Origin of the sequence: Sporosarcina sp. PTS2304 (assembly GCF_003351785.1) — a bacterium.
Taxonomy (GTDB): domain Bacteria; phylum Bacillota; class Bacilli; order Bacillales_A; family Planococcaceae; genus Sporosarcina.
Window position 1 is genome coordinate 2715378 of sequence record NZ_CP031230.1, and the last position, 15355, is coordinate 2730732.

Annotated in this window: 14 protein-coding genes; 3 read left to right on the top strand and 11 right to left on the bottom strand. The window is 41.8% G+C overall.

What is annotated here, in order from left to right; translation table 11 throughout:
* Window positions 1-104: 104 nt before the first annotated feature.
* A complete protein-coding gene (locus DV702_RS13075) occupies window positions 105-1049 on the top strand; it encodes an IS4 family transposase (RefSeq protein WP_240315619.1) in 945 nt (314 codons plus the stop codon).
* Window positions 1050-1178: 129 nt separating this feature from the next.
* Here DV702_RS13075 and DV702_RS17050 read toward each other — a convergent pair whose 3' ends face one another.
* From DV702_RS17050 to DV702_RS13090, 3 genes are all read right to left on the bottom strand, one after another.
* Window positions 1179-1412, bottom strand: a complete 234-nt coding sequence (locus DV702_RS17050) for a hypothetical protein (RefSeq protein ID WP_205407262.1) — start codon at window positions 1410-1412, stop codon at window positions 1179-1181.
* 127 nt (window positions 1413-1539) lie between these two features.
* Window positions 1540-2247 (bottom strand): hypothetical protein, encoded by a 708-nt coding sequence (locus DV702_RS13085; RefSeq protein ID WP_114925152.1) that lies wholly within the window; start codon window positions 2245-2247, stop codon window positions 1540-1542.
* Window positions 2248-2657: 410 nt separating this feature from the next.
* Entirely contained in the window at window positions 2658-2981 is a 324-nt protein-coding gene (locus DV702_RS13090; protein ID WP_240315620.1) for a hypothetical protein, read from the bottom strand.
* Between the two features lie 177 nt (window positions 2982-3158).
* On the opposite strand from DV702_RS13090, the gene DV702_RS13095 reads away from it, so the two are divergent.
* Complete coding sequence (locus tag DV702_RS13095; RefSeq protein WP_114925153.1) at window positions 3159-4481, top strand: sodium-dependent transporter; 1323 nt, start codon at window positions 3159-3161, stop codon at window positions 4479-4481.
* Between the two features lie 63 nt (window positions 4482-4544).
* Here the strand turns inward: DV702_RS13095 and DV702_RS13100 are convergent, their stop codons facing one another.
* From DV702_RS13100 to DV702_RS13130, 7 genes are all read right to left on the bottom strand, one after another.
* Window positions 4545-5024 carry a GAF domain-containing protein gene (locus tag DV702_RS13100; RefSeq protein ID WP_114925154.1) on the bottom strand — a complete coding sequence of 160 codons (480 nt, stop codon included), beginning with the start codon at window positions 5022-5024 and terminating at the stop codon, window positions 4545-4547.
* A gap of 764 nt (window positions 5025-5788) precedes the next feature.
* Complete coding sequence (locus DV702_RS13105) at window positions 5789-7081, bottom strand: MFS transporter (protein ID WP_114925155.1); 1293 nt, start codon at window positions 7079-7081, stop codon at window positions 5789-5791.
* A 201-nt stretch (window positions 7082-7282) separates the two neighbouring features.
* Entirely contained in the window at window positions 7283-7711 is a 429-nt protein-coding gene (locus DV702_RS13110) for a YugN family protein (protein ID WP_114925156.1), read from the bottom strand.
* Window positions 7712-7961: 250 nt separating this feature from the next.
* A complete protein-coding gene (mnmH, locus tag DV702_RS13115) occupies window positions 7962-8996 on the bottom strand; it encodes a tRNA 2-selenouridine(34) synthase MnmH (RefSeq protein WP_114925157.1) in 1035 nt (344 codons plus the stop codon).
* 21 nt (window positions 8997-9017) lie between these two features.
* On the bottom strand, window positions 9018-10064 hold the full coding sequence (selD, locus tag DV702_RS13120) for a selenide, water dikinase SelD (protein ID WP_114925158.1): 1047 nt from the start codon (window positions 10062-10064) through the stop codon (window positions 9018-9020).
* A 179-nt stretch (window positions 10065-10243) separates the two neighbouring features.
* A complete protein-coding gene (locus DV702_RS13125; protein ID WP_114925159.1) occupies window positions 10244-10909 on the bottom strand; it encodes a GNAT family N-acetyltransferase in 666 nt (221 codons plus the stop codon).
* Window positions 10906-12018 (bottom strand): mandelate racemase/muconate lactonizing enzyme family protein, encoded by a 1113-nt coding sequence (locus tag DV702_RS13130; RefSeq protein ID WP_114925160.1) that lies wholly within the window; start codon window positions 12016-12018, stop codon window positions 10906-10908. The genes DV702_RS13125 and DV702_RS13130 overlap by 4 nt, the downstream gene beginning before the upstream one ends.
* 86 nt (window positions 12019-12104) lie before the next feature.
* On the opposite strand from DV702_RS13130, the gene DV702_RS13135 reads away from it, so the two are divergent.
* Complete coding sequence (locus tag DV702_RS13135; RefSeq protein WP_114925161.1) at window positions 12105-13352, top strand: HTH domain-containing protein; 1248 nt, start codon at window positions 12105-12107, stop codon at window positions 13350-13352.
* Window positions 13353-13401: 49 nt separating this feature from the next.
* Here the strand turns inward: DV702_RS13135 and nhaC are convergent, their stop codons facing one another.
* Entirely contained in the window at window positions 13402-14847 is a 1446-nt protein-coding gene (gene nhaC, locus DV702_RS13140) for a Na+/H+ antiporter NhaC (RefSeq protein WP_114925162.1), read from the bottom strand.
* Window positions 14848-15355 lie beyond the last annotated feature (508 nt).

Here is a 15355-nt window from a genome sequence, read left to right on the forward strand (position 1 = left end):
GCGTGTTGATTAACCAAATACTTCCAAATTAATACATAAAAAAGAGATGCCTCTTGTAAAATGTAAGTGTCCAAACCAACATTTACGAAACGAGGTCATCTCTCATGAATAAGAATACCACGCTCGAGACATTGATTCAAAAATTTCTTTCCGAAGAGGAGCTTCAAGCCATTCTGGAAGAGTTTCAGTACGAGGAAAAAGCCCGTAAATGCACGGTAGCCGTGATTCTTTCCTACCTGGTACACTCGGCTGCGAACGAATGGAAAAGTCTTCGTCATGCAGCGGATATCGGTGAAAGCATCGGGCTGATTCCTGTCGATCACTCGTCCCTTTCAAAGCACTTGAAAACACTCGATTACGCCATTATGAAGCGCGTGATGGAAACAGTGATCGGCAAGTTAAACCGAGCAGCCCGCCGCAAGCTAAAACTTCCAAAAGCCCTTCTGTCGATTGATTCGACGACGATTACAGTCGGAAAAAACCGTCTTCCCTGGGTGCTCTATCATGGAGAGCGGGCAGGCATCAAGCTGCACGTTGGCTTTACGAATGAAACGGGTATGCCGCTTCATGTGGTGGAGACGACGGGATTGAAACATGATGGCCCGATCGGAAAAGAGCTGGAAGACGAACGATTTATTTTGGTTGGCGACCGGGCGTATTTTTCGATTGATAAAGTAGACCGGTATCTCAAAAGTGACCAGGATTTTGTCTTCCGTCCGAAGGACAATATCCATTTCAACCGAAAGAAATCACTTCAGGGCAGCCGTCCTGAAGGATCCAACGTGACCGCTGACTTCACCTGCACACTGGGCACGCCGCAGAAACAAACGAAAAACCGGCATCGTGTCGTGCAGTTTTCCGATTATGAAGGAAAAACGATCAGCGTGATCACCAGCCTGATGGGTGTAACCGCCGAAGAAGTAGCCGAGATGTATAAATCGCGTTGGGCGATCGAGTCCTTTTTCCGCTGGGTGAAGCATTTTCTTTCGTGCCGAATAGAACCGGCACGAAAGAAAATGCCGTGTTCAATCAGTTGTTCGCGGCCCTGATCGCCTATGTTCTGCTCAAGTTTCTTCATACGCCAGGCGGCAAGGGAACCTACTGTAAACCCTTATCTTTCGCGGGCTTTTTGCGCCTGCTTCTTTGGGATGCCTTACCAGTTGAATGGCGTTTGGAAATCAGAGAGACACTCGAGTGGCAGCAGAGATTGATAACCAGAAACCTGTATAATTATGGCTAATCAACACGTGTGATATCCTACCATCTTCAAAAATTTCGATGGATTGATAACTATTCATAAATTCCAATGAATCTGTTATGAACCTATCTTTTTTGAGTTTTTTAAAACCATCAAAATAGTACTGCCTGTCCAAAATTAAGTGATAAAAATAAATTTTTTCATCGCCAATCATTTCAGAGTCGCCATTACAAAACTATCGCCGTATTTATTTTTAAAAAATCCCCGAGCATGTTCATGGCTATCAAATTCGGGAAATTCAGATTCTGCTTGTCAACTGATTTTCAACTTATACAACTCCTTTATGATTTCCTTCTTTGATTTATCCCCTTCTGTTGCTCCATTTGTTTCTGCTGCGCCTTTAATTTTTCAAATTCCTCATAATCCAACTCATCTAATATCCGATCGATTGCTTTTCCTTTAAAGAACTGCTCAAATAACGTTTGGGAACTGTAGATGTTCATTTGATTGCCGCCGAACGTGTCATTGTAAAAAACAGTTCCTTGCTCTGTTGGCACTTCTACAGCTGCTAAAAAAGCATTCGCTTTCTTTTCGGACAAGAGATCTTCTGCAACACAATCACTCAGTACAAAAGCCTGATAACGAGGGTGCGCCAAATCCTTCAATAATTCTGGATCCATTCCTTTTTGTACTCGCAACAACTCCTGTGCAGACACCTGATCTCCTCGTAAAACGGCTACATCATATGCTCGTTTCGTTCGTATATAATCAGGAACGGCTACTAATTGCTCTTTCTTATATTTCTTCGGTGGCTCACTTGGAAAATTGGTCAATCGTTCTTTTGTAAAAACTTCTCCGTAATAATCCATTGCCGACATCAACCACTCACGCTCAACTAACGATTTATCCGATACATCTAAACTTGGCATCCGTAAATGTATACGCTCGTCGTAATAAGATCCAAATAAACGCAATGCCAGTTGCAGTCTTTTGATTTCCTTCAGCATATTTTCAAAGTTCTCTTTTTCAGCGGGAGATAGACGATCCATAGATGCCTTCTGTTGAAGCGATACCCCTGCTGCTGCATAAAGAACTCAACTGATGATTTTCTAAATTCGTCAGTTTCTAATTCACCTCTCGCAGAGAAAGAACTTTTTCATTACGCGCCTTCACTTGCCGATTCATTTCTACCGAATGATGGGAATAGAATTTAAAAAAGTCATTTCAAGTTACCATAACATCATAATGCATTAGTAATAACCGTATATCAGCAAAAATCCGTTAGTCTGTAAAAGACAGGCTAACGGATTTTTCAGCTACTATATATTTCTCTCTTTTCAATTGACTCCATAGCCGCCATCTGTTTAAAAACATATTCTCACAAATGTGCTTGACTACTATGTCTAGTTTAGGTAGTTCTCAAACTATATGTATGTCTAGCAGTTTTCTTACCCTTTACTTACATGCCAGACATCCCTGCCGCCACGATAAACGTGGTCCATAAAAAACCGAGTCCTATCGCTAAAATTGCCACAGCCCGCAATGACACGAGTGCTACAGAAAGCCACGTTTTCTTTTCAGGCTCTGCTATTTTTAGTGTTAATAGAATGAATACCGTTCCCACTCCTCCGGTCACATAAGCCGCTACGACGCCCAACCAATACCATGTCAGACCACCACCCCAATAAGCCATCTTTTGAAACAACATACTTAGTAAAAATACTCCAGCTGCACATACAAACGCAAATACGGTGTACCATATCTTCTTCATATCGCCTTGCATTTCATCTACCCCTTCTTGTCGCTACCTTATCTCTATAAATGTAATAGTACGCTACCGTTATTTTTAAAGCAACAGAGTTTTCTAAACTGTCTGTAAACCTTATAGGTATCGCTTTTTTCGAAAAATTATGATAGGATTTAGTGAATTTACTTTTACTGTTAAGAAACGAGGATGTATATGAAACAGCGTGAACAATGGACATCCAAGATTGGATTTGTACTAGCAGCTGCCGGTAGCGCCATCGGTTTAGGTGCTATTTGGAAGTTTCCTTATATGGCCGGAACAAATGGCGGCAGCGTATTTGTGCTGTTGTTTATCATTTGTACGTTATTGATTGGATTACCTATTTTACTAGCAGAGTTCGTCATTGGTCGAAGAGGACATGCCGACGCGGTGACTTCTTTGAAAAAGCTATCTACTGGTCGTAGTTGGGGATGGGTCGGCTGGATGGGACTCGCTTCTTCTTTTATTATTTTGTCCTTTTATAGTGTGGTCGGTGGCTGGATTTTATCCTATTTAGCTCGAGCTTTTACATTTGCATTAGGCGGTCTAGATTACGGTGAACTTTTCAATTCAACTATTGCGAATCCTTGGGAAGTATTATTTGCACAAGCAGTATTTATGGCATTGACAATCTTCATCGTACAAAGTGGAATTCGCGGGGGAATTGAACGGGCGAGTCGTTGGATTATGCCTTTACTGTTCTTATCCTTTATTGTATTGGCCATTCGATCCTTAACTTTGGACGGCGCAATGGAAGGCGTGAAATTTTTATTTGTTCCTGATTGGAGCTATTTCAATGGGACTACATTTCTCGTCGCTCTCGGCCAAGCCTTTTTCTCTTTAAGTGTAGGTGTTACTGCCATGATGACTTATGCTTCATATCTTTCAAAAGAAGAGAAGTTAGGCCAATCAGCATTTAATGTTTCCATATTGAATATAGGAATATCTATTTTAGCAGGACTGGTTATTTTTCCAGCCGTCTTCGCATTAGGGCACTCCCCTGCAGCTGGGCCTGGGTTGATTTTCGTTATTTTGCCTGCGATCTTCAATGAAATTCCATTCGGTAGTATCTTTTTAATCATTTTCTTCTTCCTTCTGTTGTTTGCGACACTTACTTCAGCGATTGCTATGTTAGAAATCGTTGTCTCTACAGGAATTCGTAAAAAGCATGATAGAAGAAAAAGAGCTTCTTGGGTATTTGGAGGATTAATCTTTCTAGTAGGAATTCCGAGCGCGTTGTCATTTGGTTTATTATCAGATGTACAGATTTTTGGAAATTCTATATTTGATTTCGCAGATATTCTGACGAGTCGAATTGCTATGCCGATCGGTGCGCTTGCTGTGTCGTTATTTGCAGGTTTTGTATTGACCAAAGAGGATACAGCCGAAGAGTTGCGAATGAATCCAGCTCTTCACTCGTTATGGAAAATAATTGTACGTTATTTTGCTCCGCTCGCTATTATCGTCATATTCATCACATGGATTATAGGAATGTAAAAAAGCACGCTGGAGATTTGATCTTCAGCGTGCTTTTTATAGATAAAAATTAGTACGTGCCGCTTACAAATGCTTCATCAATACGGTTACTACTTGCGTCAAGCCTTCCAGATCATCTTCGTTAAAACGATCCAGTTCCGGACTATCGATATCAAGTACACCGAACACTTCTCCATCTTTCAAAAGCGGTACGACTACTTCTGAACGGGATGCGGCGTCACACGCAATATGTCCAGGAAATGCATTGACATCTGGTACGACTAATCCTTTTTTCGTCTGCGCTACCGTACCGCACACCCCTCTTCCAAGCGGTATACGAATACATGCTGGCAAGCCTTGGAATGGGCCCAGCACTAATTCTTCTCCATCCATTATATAAAATCCGACCCAATTGATGCGGTCAAAAAACTGATTGAGGACAGCGGATGTATTGCTTAAATTCGCATAAACATTCGGTTCACCAAGTAATAATGCATCTATTTGGGAAGCGAGTTGTGCATATCTTTCTTTTGGATTGCTTGAATAATTAATAGGTGTAAACATACTATTCCCTACTTTCTGTGTCGTTATTTTTATCATACACAGAAATGTTTCATCGGAAAAGCAATCGAGCTTATCGCCAAACTTCAGTTCCGAACAGAAATGGGGGTGAGTTACTCTTCCTGTCAAGTGCAGAAAATGAGTGTACGTGTTAGGATTCTCCCTACAGAACCGGACGCTTTCCTGAGGGGGCGCGGCAGACTCGCCATAAGTGCGTGGCGATTATGCCTGTCGCCCTGATCCTCCAGGAGTCGCCGGTTCTTCCGGGAGAATCCTTGAGTTTTTGTCGGGGAGCCAGTTTGTGTTCGTCCAGAAATTAAGTATGGTAAGTTCTGCTTCCTAAACAGTGTGGTGAAGCTTTGGATTTGCTAACTGAATGTATATAGGGTCATTTTTTCACTCAGTTCATCGAAACAGTCATAGTAGCTAACAACACTTCACTACTATCTAACTTCAAAAACGGTCAGATTGTATCAGACAATTCTACATGGTTTTCACCACCTAAAGAGTGATCAAACTGTATTGCATACACTAAGTACGGCTGAAGCTGGAGGACGATCGACTCCGGGAGGATCAGGGCGACAGGTGTAACTCGCAATGCACTTTTGCGAGGTCCACCGCGCCCCCTCCGGAAAGCGTATCGTCTGGAAGCGTAAGCCGTAAGACTCTTCAAGTTAGCCTCACTCCATTAAATTGCCGTCGATCACTTTTGAATAAATCAATAAATGGATTATGCACCATATGATTACTCAACAAAAATCGAAATTTCACATACTTTGCATCGGCATTTTTCTTTGTTTGTAGCGCATCCAAACAATTAAAGGGATCAGCAGAAGCGATACATATGTGCCCAGAAAACTAAGCATGGAAAACCCAGAGAATGCAACGATCATTCCAGAAGCCAATCCACCTACTGTACCCGCCAGCGCAACAAATACGTCAATACTTCCTTGAATTTTTGCTCGCGTCAGCACATCTGTCGAATCTATCACAATAGCTGTTCCACTGATCAATCCGAAATTCCATCCTACCCCAAGAAGAATAAGTGAAACAGACATCCAAAATACGGATCCACCCGCCACATATGCGGCAAGAATGCCTGCCAGCGCCAACGTAATACCCGACGCAATTACCATGGCTGGTCGTCCGATCCGGTCTACTAGCACACCAGTAAAAATTGAAGGTACATACATACCCGCGATATGTAATCCAATGACTAAGCCAATTCCTGAGATTGCCGCACCATGATGTTGCATATGAACAGGTGTCATAGTCATAATGGCTATCATTACACCATGCGATAAGACGAGAACGATGGCACCTACCCAAATCCCCATCTTATTTGCTTGATGATGATGGACAGATGATCTTTCTTTCGTGCTTTTATATTCTCTTTGTTTAGCTAATTCTATTTCACGTGCCACTAACAATGGATCCGGCCGCAAGAAAAGAAGAAAAGTTACACCAGATAAAATATAAGCCACAGCAGCTAGTAAAAACACACCGGTCAATGATGGTATCCCAATAAAGTCTGCTACACGCCCCATCGGCAAAACTAAATTGGGCCCCGCTACTGCTCCGATCGTTGTAGACACTAGGGACACACTGACTGCCGTCGCTCTTTGTTTCTCATCAGCCAAATCCGTACCGGCATAACGCGCTTGTAAATTGGAAGACGTACCCGCTCCATAAATGAATAAAAAAATAAATAAGAAGATCAAATTTCCGGCTACTGCCGCACCGATGACACCAAATGCACCAATCCCGCCTGTAATAAAACCAGCACCTAAACCATACCTGCGTCCGTATCGCTGTGACATTCTGCCGACTAAATAGGCTGAAAAGGCGGATCCAAATGTAGAAAGCGCAATAGGCATGCCGGCTAAACTCTCATTACCTGTCATGTCTTGAATAAGTAACGCACCTACTGTTATACCAGCCGCAAGTCCCGCACCACTGAAGATTTGGGAAATGACTACGACAAGTAAAGAGCGTTTGTATAGTTGTTGCTGTGCTTCCTTGGATTTTGTATAGATTGAAAACTCTCGCTGTCTGGACATCCGATTCCCTTCTTTCTCTATATATCAGAATCATCAATTTATACTTCACCCATCTTATCATATCAATCTTACTCAATCGGAAGCGAATCGTATATTTATCTGTTAAACACACGCTAAGTAAACCTCAACAACACATGAAAAGCACATAGCTTTTCGTGCGTTGTTGAGGTTTTATTTAAATCTATTTGCTAATCCGTATAATTAAACAAATGGTTCAATAAAGATTGCATGATCGGAAAACTTCGCAATCCGCTCTTCTCCTTCAATTACCCACTTTTCGTCATATACAATAGGCGCATCTTTGTCTTGTGGAGATTGGAACTGATCTAGTCCGGCAGCTGCTAAAACAGGGCTATCATCATCATCCAATCCGATATTGATTACGTGTTTAATAATAAAAGGTGTGCCGAACTCGATCATGGCAGTATCTTCATCTAACATTCCATCCACAACGTCAAACGGTAACCTCAAATAGACTGTCTCGCTACCATCTTGATTTAAAATAGCGTCGAAATTTCCGCGATCAAAATCCCAGTTACCCCCCATCGTAATGTCATGTTCTCCCAGTACTGCACTGGCGTCACCAAATAACGCCTTTTTTCCGACTAAGTTTGTTTTTAGCTCTATCATAGCAAATCCTCTTTTCTATAGTTTTTTCGTTGATAGTCTAGTTGATTGTATTGTATTAAATACCCTAGTTAGCTAATTGACAAACCATTATACAAACATTATTTTAAGTTAGTACAACGTTTGTATAATTATATACAATAGATGAGCGCAATTGGTGACATTGGGGAGTTCGTTACGCGGCATTCCAAGCTGTGCAGTACAAAAGATAGCGGGGAACTATAAAGCGAAATGTGTTCGTAATACTGCACTTTCACTTTTGTAATTCTTTATACCTTTTTACACATACTTCATACGCTTCTTGCACGGTATCCACTTCAATTACATGTTCACTAATTTTTGTAAAACGAGCAACTGAATACTCGTATTGCGGATCGTAATAATGGATCAGTAATTGTTCGACCGCTTCTGCGAAATATCCACTTTCAAGATCTTTTTGTATTTGCATAGCAACGGGTTGATGAATTCTTTTGCGAATGCGAGAGAAAGCTTCTAAAAATTGTTTTGGATGTTTTTCTGGATTGTATTCAGATAAAATTTCTTTCACACGTACAGATACAGGTAATTGAATAATCCATTGTGGACTCTGTTCTTTTTTCTTGAATAAGTTTTCCGGCATATGCACTTGGCCGATTCTTTTACTTTCTCCTTCGATGAAAACATACGGCTCGTTAGCATATTCTACCAGCTTGTCTGCCAGCAATAACTCAAATTTCTTTTGATTATTCGGTTGGACGCCAATTTGTCCAAAGATCGATCCGCGATGACCAGCCATCCCTTCTAAATCAATAACTGGATATCCATCGTCCATAAGCTTATGAAGAATCTTTGTTTTACCGCTTCCTGTGTAGCCGTTTAACACGAGTAATCGAGGTGCGAAATTTTCCTGCAAACGTTCGATAACCCATTGACGATAAGTATGGATCCCACCGCTAATACGACTGGAGCGGATGCCCATCAATTCTAATACTGTCATCGCTGTTTTACTGCGCATCCCACCACGCCAACAAAATACAGTGATAGGTGTATCAATTTTTCTAAACTCCGCTATAAAGGCCGGCAATTTCTGCGAGAAAATGACAAGTCCCCGGTCCATGGCAGCTTCTTTACCTACTTGTTTATAAAGCGTTCCAACCTCTGCCCGCTCTTCATCGTTAAAGATTGGGATATTGATACTACCTGGAATAGTCGCTTCTTTAAACTCTTTAGGCGAGCGTACATCAACTAAAGTTTGTCCGTGTTCTTTCTGTAAATCCAATGCATCTGTCAATGTAATATCTCGTACCATGTCGTTCCCCATTTCCTAGATTTACCGTACGATTATTTTGCCATTCTGTTCGTCAGTGACGTCCCCAATCACATGTGCATCGACACCTGCATCGCGTAACTCTGCGAGCAGACGATCCGCTTCATCTCCTGCGACTGCTACTAGCAAACCACCTGAAGTCACTGCGTCACATAAAATCCAGCGACCGATTTGATCCAGTGATTCCGGATAATCCACTACGTCTTCCACGTGTTTATAGTTATTTTTCGTTCCTCCTGGTACAGAGCCTGCCTCTGCTAGCTCTCTCGTACGTGGTAGAACGGGTACATTTTCATTGTCTATGCGCAAACAAACCCCGCTTCCTTTTGCCATTTCCGAAGCATGTCCCAGCAGGCCAAACCCTGTAACATCTGTCGCTGCATGGATCGTATAGTTTTCCATTACTTCAGATGCTGTTTTATTGAGCGTTGTCATCACTTTTGTCACAAGGATTTCTTCGTCTTCTGTCAATAATCCGTTTTTCAATGAAGTTGTCATAATGCCGACACCGATCGGCTTCGTCAAAAGTAAGCGATCTCCAGGCTTCGCACCTGCATTTGTACGGATCTTGTCTGGATGTACGGTTCCGGTTACTTGCATACCAAATTTAGGTTCTGGGTCATCAATCGAATGACCGCCAACCAATACAGCGCCTGCTTCCTTTAATTTATCGCCTGCACCACGTAAAATTTCAGTTAGGATATTGCGTTCCAATGTATGAATGGGGAATGCTACGATATTCAAAGCAGTAATCGGCTTGCCTCCCATTGCGTACACATCGCTAATTGCGTTCGCCGCAGCTACTTGACCAAAGTCATATGGATCATTGACAATCGGTGTGAAAAAATCGAGTGTTTGAACGATAGCCGTCGTGTCATTTATTTTATATACACCCGCATCGTCACTCGTATCAAGACCGACAAGTAAGTTAGGATCTGAAAGACCTGGTGGGAGTGTGTGTAGTACTTCAGCTAGATCGGCTGGCCCTATTTTACAACCACAGCCTCCTTTTGAAGATAGTGAAGTGAGCTTAATTGATGAATGATTCATAAACGATATCCACCTTTCATAATGTACTATGCTAATTTTATCATAGACTTACGTATCTATAGAGGATGTACACTTACGATACAGAAACTAAAAAAACGTTCCCTACGAGGTTTCGTTATATACCTTGTAGGAAACATTCTAGTTATGTTTTTCAAAACTTAAACAATCAATCCTCACTCTTACTTGACGTAGATGACATACCATTCCCCGTCAATATTTTCTATCTGCCGGCCGACCCAACCAGCGACAAGTGCATGTTGTTGTTGCTCAATATCACCCATTACTATGCGTTGTTCCTGACAAACTTCAGTCGATGTTGTTGCCTGCAAATCTTTCAAAAAGATATAACGTAACTTATTGCCATACTTCACTTTTAGGGCAACAATTCGTAAACCAAGAGCAAATTTATCTTTCAGACTAGGTATATTAAATGGTGCGACAGTCGCGCAAATATAGTGATAGCGATCTTTATTTACGTAGTCCATCAACCACTTCCCTAGAGTTGTTTGAAGTCCCCGCCCTCTATACGCCGGGTCTACTTCCGAAATTTCAGAGTACAAAACATGTGCCAGTTGTTCTTTTGATACTCCCGCATCGACACCTAAATGTTCCTCATCTTCTCCTGGATCTAACATAGCCCGTATAGCGACGAGTTGATCGTTAACAAATGCGCCGGCAATCATTCCGTGGCCTTGAAGAACGAATAAAAACTCTTTTTCTGTTAAAGGTTGAAGAAGCTCAGGAGTTTCAAGAGCTGCTAACACTTTTTCTTGCAACTTCATAATTTCCGGAAGCCACTCTTCTGTCAGCAAGCAAATAGTTTCTGGCATTGCTTGTCTACTCATCGTGTCACCTTTTCTTTACGTACAGTCAACTCTTCTAATACTTTTTCATCGATATCAATTCCTAGCCCAGGCTTTTCATTGAGCTGAATGAAAGGCACGTCATACTGCAGATTGCCGACGTCTTTACTAAACTTTAGTGGTCCGGTCAGTTCGACACTTGTCATAATCTTTTTAGAGAATGCTACATGGAAGCCTGCTGCTGAACCGACGGACGACTCGACCATCGATCCTACTTGACACTCAATTCCTGCCATCTCCGCCATATGTGCCAGTTTGTTCGCAGGGTACATGCCGCCACACTTCATAAGTTTAATATTTACTTTGTCGGCCGCACGTTTTGCGATAATTTCCCGCATTTCACGTACTCCTTTTAATCCTTCATCTGCCATAAGTGGTGTCGATGTCTTTGACTTCACTTCTACTAATCCATCGATATCGTTAGCTACTACCGGTTGCTCTAGCCAGTCTAAATTACAGCTTTCTAATTGCTTCATCGCTTGTAACGTAGTCGCACTGTTGACCCACCCTTGGTTGACGTCTACGCGAATGGCGATGTCCTGTCCTACACGTTCACGTACCGCTTGAATTCGTTTCACGTCTTCTTTTGCGTCTGTACCGACTTTCATCTTTAATGAATTATATCCTGCCGCTACACGATCTGCGGCCTCTTGAGCCATATGTTCAGGTGATGCGATACTTAAAACATGCGTAATAGGGAATTTCTCATGATAGCGGCCGCCCAGTAAATCATATGCCGGCACGCCGTACGCTTTTCCAACTGCATCAAAACAAGCAATATCAAGAGCGGCTTTTGCGGAAGGCACTCCAGTAATTGCCTTATTCATCACTTCATGTATTCTTTCAAACCGGCTAGGATTTTCTCCAATTAGTTGTGGTGCGAGTTTATGTTGAATAACCGCAAACGTGCTTTCCCAACTCTCTCCCGTCACATGGTCATCTGCAACGGACTCTCCATATCCGACATGACCTGTATCTGTCGTTAATTTAACAATAATTGATGGCATATCATCATATGTGGCATAGCTAATAACAAACGGTTCATATAAAGGTAAACGGATCGCAAATATTTCTATTTCAGTTATTTTCATGCATAATCTTCCTTTCTTATTGGCAAATGTTCTAACCTATTGTAACATTGTCGTTAAATAGTCGCTAATGATATTGGAGGAATTTTATGAAAGTTACTATCGCACTCGTCGGATCAACCGCGTTTTGTTTGCGAACGGAAGCAATGACACTTCCTAAAGACATTCGTATTCACTGTTACAGTTACGAGAACCCGAGCGAAGCACCTCACCTGCTCGAAAAATTAAAACCTTGTCACGCCATTTTATTTTCAGGCTCCTTGCCGTACGAAGCTTCTTCTAAAGTCATTCAGCAATTGACCATACCTTCATTTTATCTTCAGCAAAATGAAAATACAATTGCGGTTACTTTATTGTATATAGCTTCAGAAAAAAAACTACCCATTCATGAACTTTCTATTGATAGCAAAGAAAAAATCCACGTAGAGCACGTTTTGCAAGATATGAATCATCTTTCTATTATTAAAAAGCCCGCTATGTATGAACTGAATGCGGAAACTGATTTACAAACTGTCGTGAATTTTCATGTTTCACACTATAATAGCGGGCAAACGAAAATGGCGGTCACGAGTGTTCATGCTGTCTACGACCAATTACAAAAGATTGGAATTCCTGCATTCCGAATGATTGATCCTGTCAGTAATATACTCCGCGCGCTAGAACATACTGCCCAACAAGCGCAGTTACAAAAAAGTGAAGCGACTAAAATTGCGGTTGGTTTACTGAAAATTTATCAACCAGCTGAATTTGCTAGTGACACTATAGAACGACTAGCTACATTTTTACACGCACAGACTGTACAAGAAGATGATACATTTTTATTGTATACTACAGTCGGCTCGGTAGAATTCGCTCTACAAACGGAAGAATTCATTCAATTGATCGATTCCTTATCTCCTATCTCCGCTCTAATGTTTGGTAGCGGACAAACGATTGTGGAAGCTAGTACAAATGCTTCAAGCGCACTCGAATTATCTAGACAGTCAAAAAACAGTGGGATCTATATGTTGGATGAAAAGAAACGACTTCACGGTCCTCTACCAACAGGTATGCCTGCCATTTCTATGAAGATTGAAGAACCTCATCTTTTAGAAATCAGTTCTAACACTACATTAAGTCCAGCCGTCATTTCAAAGCTTATCCAGTTCAATCAATTTAGACAGGCTGCTCCCTTCTCCGCGAATGACTTGGCGAATTATTTAGGCGTGTCCCGAAGAACAGCAGAACGTACGATAAAAAAACTGAGCGATTGCGAGTTTATTAAAACGGTCGGTGAAGAAATGACCTATGCACAAGGTAGACCACGGTCAATCTACGAATTACACTTGCCCCTATAGTAAAAAAAGAAAAGCTACGGAAACCCGCGCTTTTCTTTTTTTATACGTACTATTCAAGTTGAGCTTCCATATCCAATTTCTTTTCTTTTGCATTCATTTCCTCGATCTCTTCCGGTGTCAGCTTCACGATAGAAAAGCCGGTAAGTGCATATACAATGGAAATGAATGGTACGACAAGATTCAAGATCGCGTAGGGACCATATTCTACTACACTTACTCCCAATGTTCCAAATATGAACACACCACAAGTATTCCAAGGTATGAACACCGACGTCAGTGTTCCTCCATCTTCTAGTGCGCGTGAAAGGTTTTTAGAATTCAATCCTTTTTCCTTATAAGCTTTACTGAACATTCTTGAAGGGACAACGATGGAGATATACTGTTCAGAACACGTCGCATTCGTCATGACACAAGCACCAATTGTTGAAATAATTAAAGAAGATGTAGACTTTACGACTTTCAATAATTGATTCATAATCGAACGCAGCATGCCCGAATACTCCAAAATCCCGCCAAATGTCATCGCAACAAGTGTCATAGAGACCGTATACATCATGGAATCCAGTCCGCCACCATTAAACAACTTGTCGACTAGCTCGTTGCCAGTCTCAATAGCAAAACCGCTCTGCAATGCATCTAGCGCATCCGCAAATGTACCACCTTGAAGAGTGACATGTGAAATAAATCCAAGAACAATACCGATAATTAATGCCGGTACGGCGGGTACTTTTAAAGCTACCATTACAATAACTGCTAAAGGTACGAGCAGTAACCATGGAGAAATTACAAAACTATCTTGCATTACTTGAGATGTATTTGCGATAGATGTTAGTTCTGCTTCTCCCGATCCAAATTTACGTCCTAGAAAAGTGAACACGCCTAGTGCAATGAGCAAGCCAGGGATCGTTGTATACAGCATATGTTTAATATGATCGAACAAATCTGTGCCTGTTAATCCTGCTGCAAGGTTTGTTGTATCTGATAGTGGAGACATTTTATCTCCGAAGTAAGCACCTGATATAACAGCTCCCGCTACCATACCTGCAGGAATTCCCATACTTAACCCAATCCCCATACCAGCGACACCAATTGTCGCCATAGTGGACCATGAACTACCGATGGCAAGTGAAACGAGTGCACAAATTAAAGCAATAGCCACTAGAAACCAAGATGGTGTAATGATTTTCAGGCCGTAGAAAATCATCGTAGCCACTACTCCGCCGCCCATCCAAGAACCGATGACCAGACCGACTAGCATGATGATGATGACTGCCGGTAAAGCGAGACGTATTCCTTTATACATCATTTCCTCAATTTCTTTCCAAGAGAATCCATGACGCCAAGCGACTAGAGCAGCTATGGAAGTTCCTACGATTAAAGGCATGTGTGGACCTTGTTCTAGTTTAACTACGGTGACTACCATGACTAAAATCATGATTGTTAATGGTAATATAGCCCACCATATCCCTATTTCTTTTCTTTCTTTTTGTTCCATTCGTGTTCACTCCATCCATTTTTTGATAATTCTAAAACTTGTCGTTATATAGTCGTTAAACTCATAGTAAGCGTTTTCTTGTCTATTTGTCAACGCAAAATTTGTAAGCGGTTTCTAGTTATTTACGTGTTGGAATGTGAATCGAGTTTGTTTTGGATACTGAAATTAGTGAGGCGGACTTGAAGAGTCATTCGGCTTGCGCTTCCAGACGATACGCTTTCCGGAGGGGACGCGGTGGACCTCGCAAAAGTACGCTGCGAGTTACACCTGTCGTCCTTGATCCTCCCGGAGTCGATCGTCTTCCAGCTTCAGCCGAAACTTAGTGTGTGCAAGACAGGTTGATCACTCTTTGTAGGTAGTGAAAAATACGTGGGCTTGTCTGCTACTTCATGTTCGTTTATTAGATGGAGTGAAGCTGACTTGAAGAGTCCTGCGGCTTGCGCTTCCAGACGATACGCTTTCCGGAGGGGACGCGGTGGATCGTCAAGCACTGCGAGTTACACCTGTC

Excerpts from the sequence above, each read along its gene's own strand:
- DV702_RS13105 (WP_114925155.1), bottom strand. The coding sequence starts at position 7,081 with ATGTCCAGACAGCGAGAGTTTTCAATCTATACAAAATCCAAGGAAGCA.
- DV702_RS13095 (WP_114925153.1), top strand. The coding sequence starts at position 3,159 with ATGAAACAGCGTGAACAATGGACATCCAAGATTGGATTTGTACTAGCA.
- DV702_RS13090 (WP_240315620.1), bottom strand. The coding sequence starts at position 2,981 with ATGCAAGGCGATATGAAGAAGATATGGTACACCGTATTTGCGTTTGTA.
- DV702_RS13075 (WP_240315619.1), top strand. The coding sequence starts at position 105 with ATGAATAAGAATACCACGCTCGAGACATTGATTCAAAAATTTCTTTCC.
- DV702_RS13085 (WP_114925152.1), bottom strand. The coding sequence starts at position 2,247 with ATGGATCGTCTATCTCCCGCTGAAAAAGAGAACTTTGAAAATATGCTG.
- DV702_RS13135 (WP_114925161.1), top strand. The coding sequence starts at position 12,105 with ATGAAAGTTACTATCGCACTCGTCGGATCAACCGCGTTTTGTTTGCGA.
- DV702_RS17050 (WP_205407262.1), bottom strand. The coding sequence starts at position 1,412 with ATGATTGGCGATGAAAAAATTTATTTTTATCACTTAATTTTGGACAGG.
- DV702_RS13110 (WP_114925156.1), bottom strand. The coding sequence starts at position 7,711 with ATGATAGAGCTAAAAACAAACTTAGTCGGAAAAAAGGCGTTATTTGGT.
- mnmH (WP_114925157.1), bottom strand. The coding sequence starts at position 8,996 with ATGGTACGAGATATTACATTGACAGATGCATTGGATTTACAGAAAGAA.
- DV702_RS13100 (WP_114925154.1), bottom strand. The coding sequence starts at position 5,024 with ATGTTTACACCTATTAATTATTCAAGCAATCCAAAAGAAAGATATGCA.
- nhaC (WP_114925162.1), bottom strand. The coding sequence starts at position 14,847 with ATGGAACAAAAAGAAAGAAAAGAAATAGGGATATGGTGGGCTATATTA.
- selD (WP_114925158.1), bottom strand. The coding sequence starts at position 10,064 with ATGAATCATTCATCAATTAAGCTCACTTCACTATCTTCAAAAGGAGGC.
- DV702_RS13130 (WP_114925160.1), bottom strand. The coding sequence starts at position 12,018 with ATGAAAATAACTGAAATAGAAATATTTGCGATCCGTTTACCTTTATAT.
- DV702_RS13125 (WP_114925159.1), bottom strand. The coding sequence starts at position 10,909 with ATGAGTAGACAAGCAATGCCAGAAACTATTTGCTTGCTGACAGAAGAG.